We start from the raw sequence: 21,574 nt of genomic DNA, 5'->3' as shown, positions 1-21,574 counted from the left end.
ACGGTTCGTGAGCCGAGCCGTGATACCTGTCTCACCTTTCAGGATCGACTGTTCGCTGTGCGAGACCGTAGGCTGGGGCACATGAGCGAGCTGCGTCTGTTCACGTCCGAGTCCGTGACCGAGGGTCATCCGGACAAGGTCTGTGATCAGATCAGTGACGCCATCCTCGATGCCCTCCTGGAGCAGGACCCGGCGTCGCGCGTGGCGGTCGAGACCATGGTGACCACCGGCCTGGTGCACGTAGCGGGCGAGGTCACCACCGAGGCCTACGTCGAGATCCCGCAGATCGTGCGGGACGTGGTGCGCGGCATCGGCTACACGTCGTCGACCATCGGGTTCGACGCCGACTCGTGCGGCGTGTCCGTGTCGATCGGGCAGCAGTCGCCCGACATCGCACAGGGCGTCGACAAGGCGCTCGAGATGCGGGACGACGCCAGCGACCTCGACCCCCTGGACGCCCAGGGCGCCGGCGACCAGGGCCTCATGTTCGGCTACGCGTCCGACGAGACGCCGTCCTACATGCCGGTGGCCGGGTGGCTGGCGCACCGCCTGTCGGAGCGACTGGCCACGGTGCGCAAGTCGGGTGAGCTGCTCGGCCTGCGCCCCGACGGGAAGACGCAGGTCACCGTGGGGTACGACGGCGACCGACCCGTCGCGATCGACACGGTGGTGCTGTCCACCCAGCACGACGCCGACGTCCTGCAGGAGAAGCTGCACGTCGAGGTCGCCGAGACGGTCATCGCCCCGGTGCTCGACGCCGCCGGCCTGGACTGGTCGAGCGCGAAGCAGTTCGTGAACCCGACCGGCAAGTTCGTCATCGGCGGGCCGCAGGGCGACGCCGGCCTGACGGGCCGCAAGATCATCGTCGACACCTACGGCGGGATGGCACGGCATGGTGGCGGGGCCTTCTCGGGCAAGGACCCGTCGAAGGTGGACCGGTCGGCCGCGTACGCCATGCGCTGGGTGGCCAAGAACGTGGTCGCCGCCGGGCTTGCTCGGCGCTGCGAGGCGCAGGTCGCCTACGCGATCGGCAAGGCGCACCCCGTGGGCCTCTACGTCGAGACCTTCGGCACCGAGACCGTGCCCGTCGACCGGATCATCGCGGCCATCCGTGAGGTCTTCGACCTGCGCCCGGCCGCCATCGTCCGGGACCTCGACCTGCTGCGCCCGATCTACCGGCAGACGGCGACCTACGGGCACTTCGGCCGGGACCTCCCGAACTTCACGTGGGAGCGCACGGACCGCGTCGACGACCTGCTCAGCCTGTTCTGACTCGGCCGGTTCTGAGTCTTCCCTGTGCACGCGCCTCGGGATGTCGGTGGCGCGTGATGGGATAGGGACGTGAACGGGGAAACGGAGCAGGACACGCTGCCGGACGGCGCGCTGCTCGGGCTGGACGAGGTCGGCGGGGGGCCCGCGCGAGGGCGGGACCCGCTCGACAAGGCCGAGACGAACGGCATCCCCATCACCGAGACTCTGCCGGTGGCGCGGGTCGTCCTCGACCTGCAGCCGGCCCACCTCGACCAGGCTTACGACTACCTGGTCCCCGTCACGATGGCGGACGATGCCCAGCCCGGCGTGCGCATCAAGGCCCGGTTCGGGCGGCAGGACGTCGCCGGATACGTCGTGGCCCGCCAGGAGACCTCCGACCACGACGGCCGGCTCGTGCCGCTGCGCAAGGTGGTGTCCGGCGAGCAAGTGCTGACCCCGCAGGTCCTGGACCTGTGCCGCGCGGTCGCCGACCGGTACGCGGGCACGTTGGCGGACGTGCTGCGGCTGGCTTTGCCGCCACGGCACGCGCGCGTCGAGAAGGAGCCGCTCGCGCAGGCTGAGCCGGCCCCAGGGGTCGAGCCGCCTCCGGTGGTCGTGCCTGTCGATACCGGTCCGGCCACCTCGCCCTCGGTGGTCGAGGCGGTCGAGACCCCTGCGCCCGGACCCCGGCTTCCCTCCACGTGGGCTCCGTACCGCGGGGGCGACGCGTATCTGCGGCGGATCCAGGCGGGCGAGGCGCCGCGAGCCGTGTGGTCGGCGCTGCCGGGTGTGGGCGCAGACAGTGTGGGCACGGACACCTGCGCCGACGGCACGCCGCACTGGGCGGCCGCCGTCGCGCAGGCCGTACGGGCGTGTGTGGCGGGCGGGCGCGGTGCGCTCGTCGTCGTGCCGGACGCCCGGGACGCGGAGCGGGTGAGCGCGGCCCTGTCGGGTGCGGGGCTGAGCGCGGACGACGTCGTGCGGCTCCTCGCGGACGACGGGCCCGCGCCCCGCTACCGCGCGTTCCTGCGGGCGCTGCGCGGTGCCGCACGCGTGGTGGTCGGCACTCGCGCGGCGATGTTCGCACCGGTCACCGATCTCGGCCTGGTGGTCCTGTGGGGAGACGGCGAGGAGACGCTGGCCGAACCGCACGCTCCGTACCCGCACGCGCGGGACGTGCTGGCGCTGCGGGCGGAGCGCGAGGACGCTGCGTTCCTGCTGGGCTCGCCCGGCCGGACGGCGCAGGCACAGGCGCTGCTGGCCTCGGGCTGGGCGCGCGAGCTGGCGGCGGGCCGGGACGTGGTGCGGGCACGGGCGCCGCGCGTGCGGGCGCTGACGTCCGTGGAGCTGGCGCGGGATGGCGCCGCGGCGGCGGCCCGGCTGCCCTCCGTCGCCTGGAAGGCCGCACGGGACGCCCTGGCGCGCGGTCCGGTGCTGGTGCAGGTGCCGCGGTCGGGCTACCTGCCCGTCGTGGCGTGCTCGCGTTGCCGGGTCGCGGCCCGGTGCGGCCACTGCCACGGGCCCTTGGGCCTGCCGCACGCCGACGGTGCGCCGCAGTGCACCTGGTGCGGGCGGCTGGCGGGCGGCTGGCACTGCGCGGAGTGCGGGTGGACGGGCCTGCGGTCGGTCCGGGTCGGGTCGGCGCGCACCGCCGAGGAGCTGGGGCGCGCGTTCACCGGCGTGCCGGTGCGCCTGTCGTCGGCGTCGGCCCCGGGCGGAGTGCTCGACGCCGTCCCGGCGACGCCCGCGCTCGTCGTGGCGACGCCTGGCGCCGAGCCGGTGGCCGCGACGGGGTACGCCACGGCGCTCCTGCTGGACGCCGCGGTGATGACGGGCGGCACGGGCCTGGCCGCCGGCACGGAGGCGCTGCATCGCTGGCTGGCGGCGGCATCGCTGGTCCGTCCCGGACCCGAGGGGCAGGTGCTGCTCGTGGGCGACGGCGCCCCCGGTCCCACCCAGGCCCTGGTGCGCTGGGACCCAGCGGGCTTCGCGGCGCGCGAGCTGGACGAGCGCGCGGAGCTGCACCTGCCGCCGGCCGTCCGGGTCGCCGCGGTGACGGGTGACCGGACGGCGGTCGACGCCGTCGTCGCGCGCGTCGGGCTGCGCGAGGATCTGGGAACGGGCTCGGGCGTGCTGGGCCCGGTCGAGGTCGACCCGGACGCCATGGGCCGCGGGCCGGGCGGCCGGGGCGCGGCGGCGCCGTCGGCCGGCCGGGGTACGGCGGGCAGGAGTACGGCCGGCCGGAGTACGGCGGGCAGCGTGGCGGTACAGGCCCTGGAGCTGCCCGTACGAACCGTGCTGCGGGTACCGCTGGCTCAGGGTGACGAGCTGGCCCGTAGGCTCAAGGCGAGCCTTGCCGTCCGGTCCGCGCGTCGCGAGGGCGGCACGGTCCGCGTCCAGCTCGACCCGAAGGAGATGCTGTGAACTCTGCCGACCCCGTGACCGACCCCCTGACCGACCCCCTGACCGACCCAGCGGCCGGCCCCGAGATCGACACCGTCGTCTACGACTTCGGGAACGTGCTCGTCGGCTGGGACCCGTTCGGCCCGTACGAAGGCCGGCCCCGGGCCGAGATCGCCGCGTTCTTCGAGGCCGTGGACTTCGACTCGATCAACCACGCGGCCGACGCCGGGACGCCGTACGCCGTCCTGCTGGAGCGGGTCGAGCGCACGCACCCCGAGCTGGTCGACGACCTGCGCCGCTACGTGGAGCACTACGAGTTGTCGCTGACGGGCCCGATCGAGGGGTCGGCGGAGCTGGTCGCCGAGCTCAAGGGCCTGGGCCTGCGGCTGTACGGGCTGACGAACTGGCAGGCCGAGACGTTCCACGCGGCCGAGCCGTCGGCGCCCGCGATCGGTCTGATGCAGGACGTCATAGTGTCCGGCCGCGAGGGCATGGCCAAGCCCGACCGGCGCATCTTCGAGCTGGTCGTCGAGCGATTCGGGGTCGACCCCTCTCGCGCCGTGTTCGTGGACGACAAGACGGTCAACGTGGACGCGGCACGCGGCGTCGGGTTCCACGGCGTGGTGTTCACCTCGACCGAGGCGCTCCGCAAGGACCTGCGTGCGCTGGGGCTCCCCGTAGCCGAGTAACGGCCCGCCGCACAGGACGACGCCGTGCAGGACGAGGCAGCGCAGGACGTGTCACTGCGGGGACCTGTCACTCCACGGAGACGTCGACCGTGCGTTCCTCCGTCGCGGCGTCCCGCAGCTCGTCGAGGGTGTCCGCGTCGGCCTCCGGGTGGGCGTCGGCCGGGTTGTTCGCCACTATCGCCTCCGCGACGGGCCAGGTGAGCGTGCCGTCGTCGTGCACGTCGCCCAGGAACGCGTCCTCGAAGACGACGACCCACTCCGGCGGCGGCCAGGGCTCGGGACCCACGTGGTTCATGAGCAGCACGACGTCGTCGAGCGCGAGGAGCTCCTCGGCCACGCGGCCGTCGTCCGCGCAGCCGTCGATGCTCACGTGCACCGTGACCGTGCCGCCCTCGAGCATCGTCAGGTCGCCGAGCGAGTCGATCACCTCGCCGACCTCGAACGTCAGGTCAATCTCCTGGAGGTTCGGATAAGCCGGTTCACCGGGCTCCCAGCCCGTGAAGCGCCCGACGGCGGCGAGCTCGGAGGCGTGCGCTTCGCCGGCCCCGTCGACGTACCGGACCGACGGCAGCGCCGAGGTGACCGTCTCCGGGTACCAGGCGTAGTCGGCCGTCGGCGCCGAGCGGGCGAGCACCTCCGCGAAGCCGGCGCTACCCGCCCCGTCGTCGCACTCGCCCGCACCACCCGTTGCACCCTCATTGGCGGCGCATCCCGTCAGCACGACGGACGTGACCACGGAGAGCCCCGAGAGCACAGCGACGATCGGTGGGGCGAGCATGGTTCGGCGCATCGTGGTGGCCCTCCGACCGGGTCTCGTGCTGTCCCAGCGCTGTCGCAGAGCTGGCACAGCGCTGGCACAGCGTCTGTGCTGACTCTGTGTGCCGAGGGGCACGGCCCTTGCGCACCGCGCGACACCACGTCGTCGGGCCGCCGAACTTACACTGACCGGGTGCGTCTTCTCTTCGCCGGAACCCCCGAACCCGCCGTCGCCTCGCTGGAGGCCCTGCTCGCCTCGCGCCACGAGGTCGTGGCCGTCCTGACCCGCGCCGACGCGCCGTCGGGCCGCGGCCGCAAGCTCACACCGAGCCCCGTGCGCGCCCGCGCCGAGGAAGCCGGGATCCCCGTCATCACCGACGTCCCCCGCGGCGACGAGTTCATCACACGCCTGCGCGAGCTGGAGATCGACGCCGCCCCCGTCGTCGCCTACGGGCACATCCTGCGGCCCGCCGTGCTCGCCGTGCCCCGCCTCGGCTGGGTCAACCTGCACTTCTCCGTCCTGCCCGCCTGGCGCGGCGCCGCACCCGTGCAACGGGCCGTCATCGCCGGCGACGAGGTCACCGGCGCCACCACGTTCCTCCTCGACGAGGGCATGGACACCGGACCGGTCCTCGGCACGGCCACGGAGACCATCCGGCCCACCGACACCGCCGGCGACCTGCTCGGCCGCCTCGCGGTCTCCGGCGCCGAGCTCCTCGTGGCCACCCTCGACGCCCTCGAGGACGGCACGCTCCAGCCACAGCCCCAGCCCGCCGACGGCGTCTCCGTCGCCCCCAAGCTCACCACCGACGACGCCCGCGTGGCCTGGACCGACCCGGCGCTCGCGGTCGACCGGCTGGTGCGAGGCTGCACCCCGGCGCCGGGCGCGTGGACGGTGCTGCCGGACGGGTCCCGGCTCGGGCTCGGGCCCCTCTCGCCGCGTCCGGAGGTCACGGACCTGCGGCCGGGTGAGGTGCGGGCCCTGAAGCGCGAAGTCCTGGTCGGCACGGCCACGCATGCCGTCGTGCTGGGCGAGGTGCGGCCGGTCGGCAAGAAGGCGATGCCCGCGCCCGACTGGGCGCGGGGCGGCGGCCGGTCGTTTGTCGAGGCGGGGCTGGTGCTTGGCGGTTCGACGACGGGCGGTTCGACGACGGACGCTCAGACGACGGCTGCCTCGACCGACGCCACGGAGGTGTCGGCGTGAGCGGGTACGAGGGTGATGGCGGCGCACGAGGTGATTCCCGCGACGGCGGTGCAGGCGGCCGTCGCTTCGACGACGACCGGCGCAACTCTTCCGGGCGCCAGCGCTCGGCGTCGCGGTCCCGGGGCGGTGACCGGCCGCGCACGTCGCAGGCGCCGTCGGAGCGCCGCAAGCGCACGGACCCGGCCCGGATGGCCGCGTTCGACGTGTTGCGCGAGGTCGACGAGTCGGACGCGTACGCGAACCTGGTGCTGCCCCCGCTGCTGCGGGAGCGGCGCATCCGCGGTCGCGACGCCGGCTTCGCGACCGAGCTGACCTACGGCACGTTGCGCCTGCGCGGCCGCTACGACGCCATCCTGGCCACCTGCGTGGACCGGCCGCTGCCCGGGCTCGACCCGGCGCTGCTGGACGTGCTGCGCCTCGGCGCCCATCAGGTCCTCGGCATGCGCGTGCCCGTGCACGCGGCGGTCTCCGAGACGGTGGGGCTCGCGCGCAACCGCGTGGGCGCCGGGCCCGCGCAGATGGTCAACGCGGTGCTGCGCCGGGTGTCGGAGCGCCCGCTGGAGGAGTGGCTGTCCGTGCTCGAGAAGGAGGCTCCCGACCCCCTGACCGGTCTCGCGGCCACCGAGTCCCACCCGCTGTGGATCGCCCGGGCCCTGCGCGAGGCGCTGGTCGGCAACGGGCGCGCGGCCGACGAGATCGCGGACCTGCTGGCCGCCGACAACGCCTCGCCGCGCGTCACCCTGGTGGCCCGGCCCGGCCTGGTCGACGTGGCCGACGAGGCGGCATGGGGCGACGCCGACCTGGTCGCCGGCCGCTGGGCGCCCACCGCGCTGCGGCTGGAGGGCTCGGACCCGTCCGGGATCCCCGCGATCCGGGAGGGCCTCGCCGGCGTTCAGGACGAGGGCTCGCAGCTCGTGACCCTCGCCCTGGCAGGAGCGCCTTTGAGCGGTGTTGTGGCCGGGGGTACTGCGTCTCCGAGCACTGCGTCCGATGGCACTGCCGTGTCGGACGGCGCGGGCGAGCGCTGGCTGGACCTGTGCGCCGGCCCGGGCGGCAAGGCGGCCTTGCTGGCGGCGCTGGCCGCGCAGCGGGGGGCGACCCTGGTCGCCAACGAGGTGACGCCGCACCGCGCCCGCCTGGTCGCGGGTGCGCTGGCCGCCATGCCCGACGGCGTGGTCGAGGAGGTCCGCACCGGCGACGGGCGCGAGGTCGGCGCGGACGAGCCGGGCGCCTACGACCGCGTGCTCGTCGACGCTCCGTGCACGGGGCTGGGCGCGCTGCGCCGTCGGCCCGAGAGCCGGTGGCGGCGGACGCCGTCGGACCTCGCCGCGCTCACCGGCCTGCAGCGCGAGCTGCTCGCCTCGGCGCTGGACGCCGTCCGGCCCGGGGGAGTGGTGGCGTACGTGACATGCTCGCCGCACCTGGCCGAGACGCAGCTCGTGGTCGCGGACGTGCTGAAGAAGCGCGACGACGTCGAACGGCTCGACACCCCCGCAGCGGTGCGCGCCGCCGTCCGCCCGGGGCCGGACGCCGCGGAGATCCCCCTGTCGGACCGCGACGACGTGCAGCTGTGGCCGCACGTGCACGGCACGGACGCGATGCACCTGACGCTGCTTCGGCGGACGGTGTGAGCCGAGGGCCGGTCAGTCAGTGGACCTCGGGTTCGGATTGCACCCGAGGTTCCTGGGCTGGCGTTTGCGGCGCCCGGCACGACGCCCGATCAGCTCGACGGTCTGGAACAACCACAACCCAGCCATGATGGTCAAGACTGCCCCGAAGAGGACCATGAGGCCGCCGAGCTGGGTGTCCATGGTCGGAGCGAAGTTCGTCGGATCCCGAGGGTCATAGCGGATCGTGACCACGTCGCCGACGGCGAGTGCGTCATCGGGGCTGGCTACGTAGCGTGCTTGGCCGCCCCCCTTGGCCAAGATCTCCAGTTGCAGCCGGTTTTCGTGCTCAACGACGACGGCGTCGACTACGACACCCCTGCTCTCCAGGATGCGCTGCGACTCGTAGGTATCTGCGATCAAGAAGATGCCGAGCACGATGACGCATGGGAAGACGAGCGCGTTGAACCAGAGGCGCCTGGTGCTCATGGTGCGGAGGTCGTACGTCTCGTCGTGGAACTTGCGGAACATTCCGTGCTCCTACCTGGCGTCGGTTCGTTCGTGCGTCCGGCGCAGCAGCGGTGGGACAGCGGCTGGAATGCTTGTTGCGGCGAACGCTCCGGCGGCGATGAAGACGGCGGTCGCGGTCCACTCGGCCCAGCCCCACGGGATCGCGCCCGCTTCGATCGCATTCTCCGGGTGCTTCGGGTCGTAGACGATCCTGAGGGACGTGCCCTCGAAGTGAGGTTCGGCGAGGTGGGTGGTCGTCGTCCGAACGGTCCTGTCCGGCGACCCGTTCACCGCGAACTGGATGTCCGCGTACTCGAACGGCCCCGAGACCATGTTTGTGCGGTCGACGATTGCCATGCCTGACGTCCCTCGTTGGTACAGCGCGGCGGCCTGTGCGGCCTGGACCACGACGAAGCTTCCGCTTGCGAGGGTGACCAGTCCTGGAATGAGCAGGAACAGGGTGAAGGCCATGATCCGCGGCTGTGTCCGGGCATCGTCGCGCAGGTGATGGACAGCGAACCTGTACCCCCGACGCAGGTCTTGGAGCGGACTTCGTGGCGTCCCGTCGCTGTCCTTCAGCGCTGTCCTCGCGACCAGGCCGCTCCTCGCGCGGCGCGCGAGCTCTCCGAGGATCGGAACAAGCAGGATTCCCCATGGCAGGAAGAACAGGTCCAAGAGGACGAATTCGCTGATTACGGCATCGACCCAGGGTGTGCCTTCCGCGGACGCTCGGGTCGGCTGCTGCGGGTCGTACGTCAGCTCGAACCGGTCGCCGACCTCCAGATCCCGGGGCCAGTGGTGGAGGGTGATCGAGAACTGCGGTTCGTCGAGGGTGCGCACCTCAAGCGAATGGGCACCTCTGCCGTAGCTCCTATGGTCGACGGTCGCCTCGACGGTGACGCCACGGGTGTCGAGGATGAAGGGCGTGGCCAGGTGTTCGGCGGTGATCCAGGCGAAGGGAATCCAAAAGATCAGGATGCCGAGGACGGCTCCCCAGACACTCGTAATCGGAGCTTTGGAGAGGTTGGTCCGCGCAGCGGCGTGGCTGTCGCGGAGTCGCGCCCATACCGATCGCCGCGCGCTCTTCGGCTGCGATAGGGCAGCGATCCGCCGCTCCATTGCCCGGCGAGCTTCCTTCTGGCGCCGCGTCGCTCCGGCCGCCTGCGGCTGATGCGTCGAGCGAACGATCCGATCGTCGCCGGAATGGAGACGGGGAGAACCCAGAGCGCGATGACTGCCACGACGGGGCCGAGGAACCAGGAACCGACGGCTCGGCCCTCACGGATCGCCTCGTAGGCGACCAAGGCGCCGACGGCTATGGCCAGGATTGGGGTGACGAGAATGCTGAACACGACAATTCCGCTCACGCCGTCGAGCCAGCGCCCCATGTCCCTGCGGCCCTCTGCGGTGAACTTGGTGGCCGAACGGGCAAGGCGTGGCAGTAGCGGACCGTCATCCCGTGTGACGAAGCGCCACGCCCGCTGTGCGAGCTCCGCGATCGCGACGCCCAAGCCCGGCAGGCAGAACAGAATCGTCAGGTCTGCGATGAGAAGGAGCGCAATCCATACCCAGTCGAAGGGGGCGCCCTCGTAGATGCGCGTGATCGTCATCCACGGGAATGCGATCGCAAGGGAGACGATTGCGACGAGCTGCGGCGTCGATCGAGCCCGGATCTCCGCGACGCGGAATAAAGCGCTCCAGTAGGCGGCGCGACCGCCGGGGTTCGCGGGCCCTGTTGTGCCGCCGGACTGCGCGGGTCCCTGCTGCTTTGCCACTCGGGGAGGCTAGTCCGTGGCAGGAAGTCGGGCCACGATCTAGGGATACAGCGCGGGTGAACTCCAGGACGGCGGGTTGCGCCGTCGGCTGCTCGGACCGCGCCGCGCTCACAAGGCCGCAGCGACGTTGGCCAGTCAGCAGCTGTCGCCTTGGGACTTCAGGTCTCGCTGAAGACCCGTCGGTAGGCGCCAGGCGTCGTGCCCAGGTGCGCCCGGAAACGGCGTCGGAGGTTGACGGCGGACGTGAGACCCACCCGGGTGGCGATCGCCTCGACCGGCAGGCCGGTCTGCTCCAGCAGGACGCGTGCCGCGTCGAGGCGCTGGCGGAGGAGCCACTGTCCTGGGCTGATGCCGAGCTGTTCGGCGAACCGGCGGGCGAGGGTCCGGCTGGACAGCCCGGCGTGCTCGGCGAGCCGGTCCAGGGTCAGCGGGGTATCGAGGCGGGAGGTTGCCCACTCCAACAGCGGGGCCAGGGACTCGTCCGTCCGGGCCGGCGCGGGCTGCGTGGCGTACTGGAGCTGGCTGCCCTCCCGGTGCGGTGGCAGGACCATGTTCCGGGCGACCTGGGCGGCGTAGGCGGCCCCGTGGTCTGATCGCACCAGATGCAGGCACAGGTCGATGCCCGCGCCGGATCCCGCGCTCGTCGCCACGTCGCCGTGGTCCACGTAGAGCACGTCCTCGTCGACCTGGACCTCGGGATGGTCTGCCGCGAGCTTGGCGGCGTTACGCCAGTGCGTGGTGGCCCGGCGCCCGTCGAGCAGCCCGGCCTGAGCGAGGACGAACGCCCCCGTGCAGATCGCGACGACCCGCGCTCCCCGGCGGTGTGCCGCCCGCAACGCCTCCAGGACGGCCGACGGCGCAGCGGCCCCGGGCGGCTGCCAGCCGGGGACGACGACTGTGTCCGCCTCCCGCAGGGCCTCCAGCCCGGCGTCGACCAGCACCGAATAGCCGACTGTGGTCCGTAGCGCACCGGGGCGTTCAGCGCAGATCCCGAAGCTGTAGCGGGCCGGATCGCCCGGCAGGGCGGTGTCGAAGACCTCGGCGGCACAAGACAGCTCGAAGGGCGACTGGGGCTCGTTGAGCAGGGCGACCACCCGGTGCAGGTCCATGGCAGGAATATACCCAAGGGTGTCTTTCCTGACTCTCGACCGGGAAGCCGGCGGCGGCCACAGTGGTCCCATGAGCGAAAACACTGGGACGAGAGTGCTGAGGACCACGGTCCAGGTCGACGGCGAAGCGGCGAGCTACCTGACCGTCGAACAGGACGGCCCGCCCGTGCTGCTGCTGCACGGCACGTACTGGAGCCGGGTCTGGCTCCCGGTGCTGGACCAGCTCGCCGAGGCCGGGCTGCGGCCTATCGCGGTCGACCTCCCCGGCCTCGGCCGTTCGGGCGGCGAGCTCACCCTGGCGACGGGCACGGTCCCGGCGCTCGCGGACTGGGTGGTGCGCTTCGCCTCGGCGCTGGAGCTCTCCGGGCCATTCGCGGTGGTCGGCCATGACATCGGCGGCGCCATCGCCCAGCACCTCCTCGCGCACGACCGGCTGGAGGTGTCCCGGTTCGCCCTGATGAACTCGGTCACCTACGACTCCTGGCCGGTGCCCAGCGTGGCCCGGTTCCGCGACCCCGAGGTCGCCGCCGCTACCACCGCCGACGAGGTGCTCGACGCGCGCAGACAGGCCGTGACCGGCGCGCTGGCGGGCGCCGCCACCGAGCAGCTGATCGCGGAGTACCTGGATCCGTGGACCGACGCGCGGGTCCGCCGCTCTTGGCTTGCCCTGGCGGGTGCGGCCGACAGCCGCTACACCCTTGATCTCCTGCCCGCGCTCCGGGAGTCAGCGACGCCCAAGCTGCTCGTCTGGGGCGTGGACGACGGCTTCCAGAAGCTCGAGTACGCCGAGCGGTTCGCCGCGGAGATCCCGCACACCACACTCGTCCGCATTCCGGGTGCGGGCCACATCCCCACGGAGAACGCGCCCGGCAGGGTCGCCGGTGCGCTGAGCGGCTTTCTCATGGCATAGGGGGACGAGCCGCCTGCGGGACAAGACAGCGCACCCCGGCCCTACGAGCCGGGGTGCGATGTTGAGGCGTCAGACTCCCGCCGGCGGCCACACCCCGATGATCACAGCCATGACCAGGATCGTGACCAGTTCATGCGCCAGGTTCAGGGTGGTGAGCGCCGGCGGGCGGCCCTCGAACGCGTCGTGCGTGACGATGCGAGCGGCCGTGAACCCGATCCAGAGCAGGACGGCGGTGACGACCGCTGCCGTGAAGAAGCTGCCCTCGTAGAACTCCCAGGAGATGTAGACCGCGCCGGCCAGCACCCACGCGGTCAGGAAGCTGACGATCACGGTGACGACGATGGGCCAGATGCCGGCGGCCTCGGCGGCCTTCGGGTCCACTTTCGCCAGGCGCATCCAGCGGGTGCCGAGAACCTTGGGTGTGTACCAGAGCGAGCCCACGACCAGCGTGGACAGCGTGGCCACGATCACTGCCCAGTAGTTCACTTCGGGGATCATCTTTGCTCCCGGTCCGTTGCGCTTGTGGAGTTGCGTGGTGCGGTTCGGCGGCACGACGAGGTGCAGAGGGAATCGCGCTCTACGCTGGCATCATGGCAGCCCTCATCGCCCCGAGCATCCTGTCCGCCGACTTCGCGAACCTCGAGCGCGACCTCGGCCGGATCGCCTCCGCCGACTACGCGCACGTCGACGTCATGGACAACCACTTCGTGCCGAACCTGACGCTGGGGCTGCCGATCTTCGAGCGGCTCGCGAAGGTGTCGCCGATCCCGCTGGACGCGCACCTCATGATCGAGAACCCCGACCGGTGGGCGCCCGAGTTCGCGGAGGCGGGGGCGGCGTCTGTCACCTTCCATGCCGAGGCGGCGCAGGCCCCGGTGCGCCTCGCCCGCGAGCTGCGCAAGCTCGGGTCGCGGGCGGGTGTGGCCCTGCGCCCGGCGACCCCGGTGGAGCCCTACCTCGACCTGCTGGCCGAGATCGACATGATCCTCGTGATGACGGTCGAGCCCGGGTTCGGTGGGCAGTCGTTCATCGAGGGCACGCTGCCGAAGATCCGGCGCGCGCGGCAGGCCGTGAGCGAGTCCGGCCTCGACGTCTGGATCCAGGTCGACGGGGGAGTGTCCCGCGACACGATCGAGCGGGCGGCCGACGCCGGCGCGAACGTCTTCGTGGCGGGTTCGGCGGTGTACGGGGCCGAGGACATCCCGTCGGAGATCGCGACGCTGCGTGAGCTGGCGGCCAAGCACACGCACTGACGCCGGGCCTTTTTGAGCGCCCTTCGCGCCTTGCGTTCCGTAGAGAAAAAGTGTGCCAAGCGCCGAGCGCACCCAACGCCACGACCGCGACACCGCACCACCAGCCCCGACCAGGAAGGTGAACTCGTACTTTTGCCCGGTCCGGGGCAAGTCCGGCACTCGTAGCATGAGCCCGTGTCCGCCATCCGCTCGGTCTGGGACGAGCCGCCGCCGTCCGATCCGCCGGTGCGGGTCTGGCGGGACTGGGCTCTGGTCGGGGTGGTGGTCCCGGCCCTGGTGATCGAGGGCCTGGTGCGGCCCGAGCTGCCGTGGCGCTGGCTGCAGGTGGCCGCCGCGCTGGTCCTGGTCCCGACGCTGCTCTGGCGCCGCACGCACCCGCTGCTGCCCGTGGTGGCCACGACGGTGGTCTCTACCGCGGTGATGCTGGCCACGGGAAACGCCGGAGACCTGGTCACGGCGGTGTACGGCGCGGTCCTGGTCTACGCGCTGTTCCGGTGGGGGAGCGGTCGGCAGGTCGTCGTCGGGGCGGGGCTCCTGGTCGCGTCGCTGGGCCTGACGTGGGTACTGGGGCATGCCACGGGTGCCGACACGGTGGGCGGAGCCTCGGTCGTCGCAATGCTCGGCGCCAGCGGGCTGGCGGTCCGCTTCCGGTCCACGGCACGGCAGCGCGCGCTCGCGCAGGCGCGGGCCCAGGAACGCGAGCGCATCGCCCGGGACATGCACGACATCGTCGGGCACCACGTCTCCGGGATCGCCGTCCGGGCGCAGGCCGGCCTCGCCCAGGCCGAGGCGCGGCGCGGGCGTCCCGACGGGGCAGACAGCGGGAGCATCGGAGATCGCGGAGACGACGGCGACCCGCTGGAGGCGGCCCTGCGAGTCATCGAGGGCGAGGCGAAGGAGACACTCATCGAGATGCGCGCCCTGGTCCGCACCCTGCGCGAGGAAGAGCAGACCGCGGACGGTTCGGCTGGTACGCCACGGGTACCGGCCCCGGCCTCGCCCCTCAGCACCGGTAACACCCCGGGCACCGACACCGCGGACACCGCCAGCGCGAGCACCCGCACCGTCGAGCCCAGCCCCCGAGCCGCCGACGTCGTCCGGCTCGCCGCCGGGCCGCCGTCGCCCGTGGTCGTCACGGTCCGGGGCGAGGTCGAGAGCGTCCGGCCCGACGTCGGTGCGGCGGCCTATCGCATCGCGCAGGAGTCGGTCACCAACGCGCGCCGCCATGCCCGCGGACGGACGCGGGTCGACGTCGCACTCACGGTCGAGGCCGGGACCCTTCGCCTGCGTGTCTCCGACGACGGGGAGCCGCCGACCTCGCCGTTCGTGCCCGGGAACGGGATCGCCGGGATGCGGTCACGCGCCCGGGAGCTGGGCGGAGACGTCACCGCCGGACCGGAGCGGTCGGGCGGATGGGCCGTGGAGGCCGTCCTCCCGCTGACGGGCGGGCACGCGTGACCGGCCCGACGCCGGGGCCGGGTCCTGGGCCAGGTCCGGAACGACCCGCAGACCGCGCCCTGACCGTGCTCGTCGCCGACGACCAGGAGATCGTCCGCACGGGTCTCAGCATGATCCTGGGCGTCCAGGACGGCATCGAGGTCGTCGGTGAGGCGGCGGACGGCGCCGCCGCCGTCGAGCTCGCGCGGCGGCTCCGGCCCGACGTCTGCCTGTTCGACATCCGGATGCCCGTGCTCGACGGCATCGAGGCGACACGGATGCTGGCCGGTGCGGGAGTCGCCGATCCGCTCGCCGTCGTCGTCATCACGACGTTCGACCTGGACGAGTACGTGTATGCGGCGCTCCGGGCGGGCGCGCGGGGCTTCCTGCTCAAGGACGCCGGCCCGGCACTCCTGGCCCAGGCCGTGCGGGCCGCCGCGGCCGGCGACGCGCTCATCGCTCCGAGCGTGACGACGCGCCTGCTCAGGGCCTTCGCCGACGTGGGACCCGACGCGCCGCCCGCGCAGCCCCTCGACCCGCTCACGGCGCGCGAGGAAGAGGTCTTGCTGGCCGTGGCACGCGGGCGGACCAACACCGAGATCGCGCGCGAGCTCTTCGTCACGCTCAGCACGGTGAAGTCGCACGTCGCGAACCTGATGACCAAGCTGGGGGCGCGCAACCGCGTCGAGGTCGCGCTCTGGGCATACGACACGGGGCGCGTGCGGACCGGACGCTCCTGACCCTGCTGCCGCTGACCAAGCAACGGGCGTCGCGCGGCTCGTACTTTCGGCCAGGACGAGACCGGTCCACGGGCCCATGACCAGCCCGTATGCGGCCGGGCAGGCTCGGCACATGACAACCTCCCAGGCGATGACCAGGCCCACCAGCCGCCGCGAGTGGCTCGTGCCCGCGGGGCTGCTCCTCCTGGCGGCCGTGCCGGCTCTCGCCGGCTCCGTGCGGCTCACCGAGCTGGCCTCCGACCCCGTGGTCACCGAGGCGAACGCGCGGTTCGTGACCCAGCCGCTGCCCGTCGTCGTGCACATCATCTGCGTGACGACGTACAGCATGCTCGGCGCGTTCCAGTTCGTGCCGAGCCTGCGCCGACGCCGCTGGCACCGGCTGGCCGGACGGGTCCTCGCGCCCGCGGGGCTCGGCGTCGCGCTGACCGGGCTCTGGATGACCGCGTTCTACGACCTGCCGGCCCACGACAACATGATCGTCAACGGGGCGCGGTACGTGGTCGGCACAGCCATGGCCGTGTCCATAGTGCTGGGCGTGCGCGCGGCGCTGCGCCGCGATTTCGTGAACCACCCGGCCTGGATGATGCGGGCGTACGCGCTGGCGATGGGCGCCGGGACGCAGGCGGTGCTGCTCGGGCCGGCCACCGTGATCGCCGGCCCGCTGAGCACGACGGTCTACGCGACCGGGATGGTCGCGGCGTGGGTCATCAACGTGGCCTTCGCCGAGTGGCTGATCCGACGGCGCAGGACGGGTCGCAGCACGGGCGGTACCGCTCGGCGCCGGGCATGACGACGGCGTGAGTCGGGGACTGCGGCATGGCATGCGGCACGGTGTGACGCATGCCATGCCGAACCACCGCCCGCGATATGGCATGCTGACGAGCAGCAGTACGCACACACGTGCTCCGGGGTCGGTGTAATTCCGAGCCGGCGGTAACAGTCCGCGACCCGCGTCTCCCGCAAGGGGGACCGGTTGATCTGGTGGAACTCCAGGACCGACGGTGAAAGTCCGGATGGGAGGAAGCACGTGCGGCGCCACCGTCCTCCGGGACGTGTGTCGCCGTGACGTCGTGCGCGCGGTCCGGGCCGAGAGGCCTCGTCCGCGTACCCGTCGTCCACCCCGGAGCGCCGAAGCTCGGGGAGGACGAAGAGCATGACCCAGGCACCGCAGGGCCGCACCGCCGCGCACACGGCGACACGCACCGCACCGCAGGCCGTCGAGACGGCGATGCGCCGCGCCCTCGCGCTGGCCGCGATGGGCCCGGCGTACGGCCCGAACCCGCGCGTCGGCTGCGTGCTCCTGGACCCCGGCGGCCGCATGGTCGCCGAGGGCTTCCATCGCGGCGCGGGCACGCCCCACGCGGAGGCTGCGGCCCTGGCCGCGGCCCGGGCGAGCGGAGTCGACCCGCGCGGCACGACGGCGGTGGTGACGCTCGAGCCGTGCGCCCACCAGGGCCGCACCGGCCCCTGTGCCGACGCCCTGATCGAAGCCGGCGTCGCGATCGTGCACGTCGCGGTCGCCGACCCTAACCCGGTGGCGACGGGCGGCGCGGACCGGTTGCGGGCCGCGGGGATCGAGGTCACCACGGGCACCCTCGCGGGCGAGGGCGAGGAGCTCCTGCGCCCCTGGCTGCACGCCGTGCGCACCGGGCGTCCCTACGTGACGCTGAAGCTCGCGACCAGCCTCGACGGCCGGGTCGCCGCCGCCGACGGCACCAGCCGCTGGATCACCGGCCCGCAGGCGCGGGCACATGCCCACACGGTCCGCGCGCAGGTCGACGCAATAGCCGTCGGCTCGGGGACCGCCCTGACCGACGACCCGTCGCTCACCGCCCGGACCGTCGACGGCGGCCTCTTCGAGCACCAGCCGCTCCGCGTGGTGCTCGGCCGCCGCGCCGTGCCCGACGACGCCCGCCTCCGCGGGCCCGGCGGCCCCCTGCTCCAGCTGCCCGAGCACGATCTCGACGCCGCCCTGCGGCAGCTTGCCGAACGGGAGGTGCGCCACCTCCTGGTCGAGGGCGGGCCCACGCTGGCCACGGCTCTGCTGGCCGCCGACGCCGTCGACGAGCTCCACGCCTACGTCGCCCCGGTGCTGCTCGGCGCGGGGGCCACCGCCGTCGGCGACCTCGGCGTCACCACGATCGGCGAGGCCGCGCGCTTCGCCACCCACGACATGACGCGGCTGGGCGACGACGTGCTGCTGGTCGCGCGCCGCGCCCGGTCCGAGGGGGCGGCGCCGCACGCCCACACGCAGCCCGCCCTCGCCCAGCCCGCCCAGACAGGTCGGCCCAGCCGGCACACCAAGGAGGAGATCTGATGTTCACCGGAATCGTCGAGGAGCTCGGCTCCGTCGTCGCGCTCGACCGGCCCACCGGCGACGCCGGCGCGGACGCCGAGACCGGCACGGCGCCCGACGCCGTCCTGACCATCGCGGGTCCGCTCGTCACGTCGGACGCCCGGCCGGGCGACTCGATAGCCGTGGACGGCGTGTGCCTCACCGTCACGACTGTGCTGGCCGGGGAGGACGGGAACGCCGCCGCGTTCGTGGCCGAGGTGATGCCGGAGACTCTGCGCCGCACGTCGCTCGGAGGCCTCGTCCAGGGCGCGCCCGTGAACCTGGAGCGCGCCCTCCCGGCGAACGGCCGGCTGGGCGGGCACGTGGTCCAGGGGCACGTCGACGGCGTCGCGACGCTGGTGCGCCGCACCCCCGGCCCGCGCTGGGACGACCTAGAGTTCTCTGCGCCCGACGCACTGACCCGGTACGTCGCCGAGAAGGGCTCCATCACGCTGGCGGGCGTCTCGCTCACCGTGACCTGGGTGTCGGACGACGGCTTCGGGGTGTCGCTCATCCCGACCACGCTGGCCGTGACGACGCTCGGCCGGCTGGTGCCGGGTGACAGAGTGAACGTGGAGGTCGACGTGCTCGCGAAGTACGTCGAGCGGCTGCTGGCGACCGGCGCGGTGGGCCGGTCGGCGGCGACCGACGTGGTGGGCGACCTGGCGACGGGGGCCGCACGATGAGCGCGGACAGCACGGTGCGTGCCGTGGACGTCGCGGTGGACACGGCAACGAACACCGCTGCGGACGCCATGGGCGTCGTCGTCCCGGAGGGGCAGGGCGAGGCGGACAGCCCCAGCACCGTGGTGGAGCGTGCCCTCGCCGAGCTCGCCGCCGGACGTCCCGTCCTCGTGGCCGACGACGCCGGCCGGGAGAACGAGGTGGATGCCGTCCTGGCCGCCAGCACCGCGACCGCCGAGTGGGTGGCCTGGACGGTGCGGCACTCGTCGGGCTACCTGTGCGCGCCGATGCCCGCGCACCGCGCCGACGAGCTGGAGCTGCCGCTGATGGTCGAGCGCGGCGAGGACCCGCGGGGGACCGCCTACACCGTCTCGGTGGACGCCGCGGCGGGCGTGACGACGGGGATCTCAGCGGCGGACCGCGCACGGACGCTACGGGTGCTGGGCGACCCGGTGTCGGGGGCGCGGGACCTGATCCGGCCCGGGCACGTGCTGCCGCTGCGGGCGCGTCCGGGCGGGGTGCTGGAGCGTGCTGGGCACACCGAGGCGGCGGTCGACCTGGTGCGGCTCGCGGGCCGTGCGGGCAGCGCTGGTAGCGACGCGAGCAGCGCGAACGACGGAGACCTTGGCGACGTGGGCGCCATCGCCGAGCTCGTCCGGGACGACGGGGCGGTGATGCGGCTGCCCGAGGCCCAGGCGCTGGCACGGGAAGCGGGCCTCGTGGTGCTGACGGTCGCCGACCTGGTGGCCTGGCGCCGGGTGCACGACCCGGAGCCGGTCGCCGGCACGCCGGATCAAAGCGCCGCCGCAGACAGTGCAGACAGTGCAGACAGTGCAGACAGTGCAGACGGTGCTCCGGCCGACGGAGTTTCCGCGGACCGGGTGCACCGGGTCGCGGAGGCGTCGCTGCCGACGCGGTACGGCGACTTCCGGGTGGTCGCGTACCGGGACCTGCTCACGGGCGCCGAGCACCTCGCGCTGCGGCCGGTGGCGCTGTCCGGCCCGCGGCGCGATACGCCGGGCCGGACAGCAGCGCGGGACTCGGCGCACGGGCGGCTGGTGCGCGTGCACTCGGAGTGCCTGACGGGTGACGCGCTGGGCTCGCTGCGGTGCGACTGCGGTCCCCAGCTGGACGCCTCGCTGGCGGCCGTGGCCGCCGAGGGCGGCGCCGTGGTGTACCTGCGAGGGCACGAGGGCCGGGGGATCGGCCTGGCCGCGAAGATCCAGGCATACGCGCTGCAGGACACGGGCCGGGACACGGTCGAGGCGAACGTGGACCTCGGGCTGCCGGTGGACTCGCGGGAGTACGGCGCGGCGTCGGCGATCCTGGCGGACCTCGGGCTGGACGGCGTGACCCTGCTGACGAACAACCCGGACAAGGTGACGGGCCTGCGCGAGGCGGGCACGGACGTCGTCGGGCGGCGAGGGCTCGTGGTGGGGCGAGGGGTGCACAACCACCGGTACCTGGAGACGAAGCGGGCGGTGCTGGGACACCGGATCGAGAACCTGACCGGCCTGAACACCGTGAACGAGCTGGACGAGGACGAAGGAGCATGCGCATGAGCGGGGCTGGAGCACCGAAGGTGACCGTGGACGGTACGGGCCTGCGGGTCGTCGTGATCGCGGCGAGCTGGCACGAGCAGGTGATGGACGGCCTGCTGGACGGCGCCCGCCGGGCGCTGCGGGCGTCGGGCGCGGGCTGGACGGAGGTGCGCGTGCCGGGCTCGTTCGAGCTGCCGGTCGCCGCGGCGCGTGCGGCAGCCGGGGGAGCGGACGCCGTCGTCGCGCTCGGCGTGGTGATCCGGGGCGGTACGCCGCACTTCGAGTACGTGTGCTCGGCTGCGACGTCGGGCCTCACGGACGTGAGCGTGCGCACCGGCGTCCCGGTCGGGTTCGGGGTGCTGACGTGCGACGACGAGGCGCAGGCGCTGGACCGGGCCGGGCTGGAGGGCTCGCACGAGGACAAGGGCGCCGAGGCCGCTGAGGCGGCTGTCGCCACGGCGGTGACGCTGCGCGATCTGAAGCTCGCTCCGGTCTGACGTTCCGCAGCGCGGACCCGGCCGCCCGATTCCGTTGGTTGCTTCCCTCATTAATAGTGTGCCAAGCGTCTGCACCATCACCCACGCCGACCCAACAACCCACCGACAGCCTGAAAGAACTGCGCGGTCGGCACATGTACCGGGTATGAGAACCTCACGTGCTCGACGGTCGGCATCGCGGCCGGCGCCTCTCCTGGGATCACGATCGGCGCTGACGACGGTGGCCGTCACGCTGGTCATGGCGGGGGCCGCCGCGGGCGGCCTCACCGGTTGTGCCTCGGCGCAGCCGGCAGGGGGAGCCGAGCCGTCGGGCACGGCGGAGACAGCCGATGCGTCTGGCCCTCCGACGGAGGATCCGACGCAGGATCCGCCCGCTGTGGCCTGCGTCGACTGGATCTTCTTCGAGACCCCGGCCGAGGCGGCGTCGGACGCCGGCGCCGTGCTCCGCGTGACCGTGGTGGAGCAGGACGGCACGGCGCAGATGTACGGCGTCGAGTCCAACCGCTGGCTGGTCGACGTCGAGGAGGTGCTCGAGCGGCCCGATCCTCCCGCCGGGCGCCCGCAGACACAGCCGGAGCTCGAGGTCTCGGCCGGGGAGCAGATCGCCGTCGTCTCGACGCCCGAGACCTGCAGCGAGGAGGCCTACCCCGGGGGCGACCCGCTCGATCCGGCGTCGGGCCTCGTCGGCGCGGACGGCACCGTGATCATCCTCCTGTCCGCTGCCTCGGGGGAGGAGAGCGACGTCGGCGGCTTCCACCTGATCACGCCGTACCAGGGCGTCCTGACCCCGGCGCAGGACGGCGCGCTGCCGTCGGAGTGGCCCGCGTCATAGCGCGGACATGGCCACTCCGTGGGACGGCGGCGGGTAGTGCCC

At 73.2% G+C, this 21,574-nt stretch carries 20 protein-coding genes and 1 riboswitch; of the genes, 15 read left to right on the top strand and 5 right to left on the bottom strand.

What is annotated here, in order from left to right; all coding sequences use genetic code 11:
* Positions 1-81: 81 nt before the first annotated feature.
* The 3 genes from metK to EW117_RS22450 all read left to right on the top strand — a co-directional run bounded on the left by metK (position 82) and on the right by EW117_RS22450 (position 4,343).
* Positions 82-1,272, top strand: a complete 1,191-nt coding sequence (gene metK, locus EW117_RS22460; RefSeq protein WP_129788921.1) for a methionine adenosyltransferase — start codon at positions 82-84, stop codon at positions 1,270-1,272.
* Positions 1,273-1,341: 69 nt separating this feature from the next.
* Positions 1,342-3,675: a primosomal protein N' gene (locus tag EW117_RS22455; protein ID WP_129788920.1), complete on the top strand. Its 2,334-nt coding sequence runs from the start codon at positions 1,342-1,344 to the stop codon at positions 3,673-3,675.
* Positions 3,672-4,343, top strand: coding sequence for an HAD family hydrolase (locus tag EW117_RS22450; protein WP_242504453.1), 672 nt, complete (start codon positions 3,672-3,674; stop codon positions 4,341-4,343). The genes EW117_RS22455 and EW117_RS22450 overlap by 4 nt, the downstream gene beginning before the upstream one ends.
* A 67-nt stretch (positions 4,344-4,410) precedes the next feature.
* On the opposite strand, the gene EW117_RS22445 is transcribed toward EW117_RS22450, so the two are convergent.
* Positions 4,411-5,121 carry a hypothetical protein gene (locus EW117_RS22445; protein WP_129788919.1) on the bottom strand — a complete coding sequence of 237 codons (711 nt, stop codon included), beginning with the start codon at positions 5,119-5,121 and terminating at the stop codon, positions 4,411-4,413.
* Positions 5,122-5,292: 171 nt separating this feature from the next.
* Here EW117_RS22445 and fmt point away from each other — a divergent pair, with 171 nt between their 5' ends.
* Together fmt and EW117_RS22435 are read left to right on the top strand one after the other, a co-directional pair.
* A complete protein-coding gene (gene fmt, locus EW117_RS22440; RefSeq protein ID WP_129788918.1) occupies positions 5,293-6,303 on the top strand; it encodes a methionyl-tRNA formyltransferase in 1,011 nt (336 codons plus the stop codon).
* Entirely contained in the window at positions 6,300-7,934 is a 1,635-nt protein-coding gene (locus EW117_RS22435; RefSeq protein ID WP_129788917.1) for a transcription antitermination factor NusB, read from the top strand. Before fmt ends, EW117_RS22435 begins: the two co-directional genes overlap by 4 nt.
* A gap of 12 nt (positions 7,935-7,946) precedes the next feature.
* Here EW117_RS22435 and EW117_RS22430 read toward each other — a convergent pair whose 3' ends face one another.
* The 3 genes from EW117_RS22430 to EW117_RS22415 form a co-directional block, all read right to left on the bottom strand.
* Positions 7,947-8,441, bottom strand: a complete 495-nt coding sequence (locus tag EW117_RS22430; protein WP_129788916.1) for a DUF3592 domain-containing protein — start codon at positions 8,439-8,441, stop codon at positions 7,947-7,949.
* A gap of 9 nt (positions 8,442-8,450) precedes the next feature.
* Positions 8,451-9,539, bottom strand: coding sequence for a hypothetical protein (locus tag EW117_RS22425; RefSeq protein WP_207211995.1), 1,089 nt, complete (start codon positions 9,537-9,539; stop codon positions 8,451-8,453).
* Positions 9,540-10,353: 814 nt separating this feature from the next.
* Positions 10,354-11,304 (bottom strand): helix-turn-helix domain-containing protein, encoded by a 951-nt coding sequence (locus EW117_RS22415; RefSeq protein WP_129788913.1) that lies wholly within the window; start codon positions 11,302-11,304, stop codon positions 10,354-10,356.
* Positions 11,305-11,374: 70 nt separating this feature from the next.
* Here EW117_RS22415 and EW117_RS22410 point away from each other — a divergent pair, with 70 nt between their 5' ends.
* Positions 11,375-12,214, top strand: a complete 840-nt coding sequence (locus EW117_RS22410) for an alpha/beta fold hydrolase (RefSeq protein WP_207211994.1) — start codon at positions 11,375-11,377, stop codon at positions 12,212-12,214.
* 69 nt (positions 12,215-12,283) lie between these two features.
* Here EW117_RS22410 and EW117_RS22405 read toward each other — a convergent pair whose 3' ends face one another.
* Positions 12,284-12,712 (bottom strand): DUF1761 domain-containing protein, encoded by a 429-nt coding sequence (locus EW117_RS22405; protein WP_129788912.1) that lies wholly within the window; start codon positions 12,710-12,712, stop codon positions 12,284-12,286.
* A 92-nt stretch (positions 12,713-12,804) separates the two neighbouring features.
* Between EW117_RS22405 and rpe the strand changes: the two genes are divergently transcribed.
* The 9 genes from rpe (at position 12,805) to EW117_RS22360 (ending at position 21,532) form a co-directional block, all read left to right on the top strand.
* The gene (gene rpe / locus EW117_RS22400) at positions 12,805-13,467 is read left to right on the top strand and encodes a ribulose-phosphate 3-epimerase (protein ID WP_129788911.1); all 663 of its coding nucleotides are present in this window, start codon (positions 12,805-12,807) and stop codon (positions 13,465-13,467) included.
* A 174-nt stretch (positions 13,468-13,641) separates the two neighbouring features.
* Positions 13,642-14,925: a histidine kinase gene (locus EW117_RS22395; RefSeq protein WP_129788910.1), complete on the top strand. Its 1,284-nt coding sequence runs from the start codon at positions 13,642-13,644 to the stop codon at positions 14,923-14,925.
* Between the two features lie 59 nt (positions 14,926-14,984).
* Positions 14,985-15,644 (top strand): response regulator, encoded by a 660-nt coding sequence (locus tag EW117_RS22390; protein ID WP_277986487.1) that lies wholly within the window; start codon positions 14,985-14,987, stop codon positions 15,642-15,644.
* Between the two features lie 112 nt (positions 15,645-15,756).
* Positions 15,757-16,434 carry a DUF2306 domain-containing protein gene (locus EW117_RS22385; RefSeq protein ID WP_242504452.1) on the top strand — a complete coding sequence of 226 codons (678 nt, stop codon included), beginning with the start codon at positions 15,757-15,759 and terminating at the stop codon, positions 16,432-16,434.
* A gap of 106 nt (positions 16,435-16,540) precedes the next feature.
* Positions 16,541-16,675: riboswitch (FMN riboswitch) on the top strand.
* A 197-nt stretch (positions 16,676-16,872) separates the two neighbouring features.
* Positions 16,873-17,961, top strand: a complete 1,089-nt coding sequence (ribD, locus tag EW117_RS22380) for a bifunctional diaminohydroxyphosphoribosylaminopyrimidine deaminase/5-amino-6-(5-phosphoribosylamino)uracil reductase RibD (protein WP_129788949.1) — start codon at positions 16,873-16,875, stop codon at positions 17,959-17,961.
* Positions 17,961-18,665, top strand: a complete 705-nt coding sequence (locus EW117_RS22375) for a riboflavin synthase (RefSeq protein ID WP_129788907.1) — start codon at positions 17,961-17,963, stop codon at positions 18,663-18,665. The genes ribD and EW117_RS22375 overlap by 1 nt, the downstream gene beginning before the upstream one ends.
* Positions 18,666-18,733: 68 nt before the next feature.
* Entirely contained in the window at positions 18,734-20,224 is a 1,491-nt protein-coding gene (gene ribB / locus EW117_RS22370) for a 3,4-dihydroxy-2-butanone-4-phosphate synthase (RefSeq protein WP_129788948.1), read from the top strand.
* The gene (gene ribH, locus EW117_RS22365) at positions 20,221-20,700 is read left to right on the top strand and encodes a 6,7-dimethyl-8-ribityllumazine synthase (protein ID WP_129788906.1); all 480 of its coding nucleotides are present in this window, start codon (positions 20,221-20,223) and stop codon (positions 20,698-20,700) included. Before ribB ends, ribH begins: the two co-directional genes overlap by 4 nt.
* 220 nt (positions 20,701-20,920) lie before the next feature.
* Positions 20,921-21,532: a hypothetical protein gene (locus tag EW117_RS22360; RefSeq protein ID WP_129788905.1), complete on the top strand. Its 612-nt coding sequence runs from the start codon at positions 20,921-20,923 to the stop codon at positions 21,530-21,532.
* Positions 21,533-21,574 lie beyond the last annotated feature (42 nt).

This window comes from Promicromonospora panici, assembly GCF_900608595.1.
Classification (GTDB): Bacteria; Actinomycetota; Actinomycetes; order Actinomycetales; family Cellulomonadaceae; genus Promicromonospora; species Promicromonospora panici.
The sequence above is the reverse complement of the archived record's forward strand: the minus strand, read 5'-3'. Positions and strand labels throughout refer to the sequence as shown.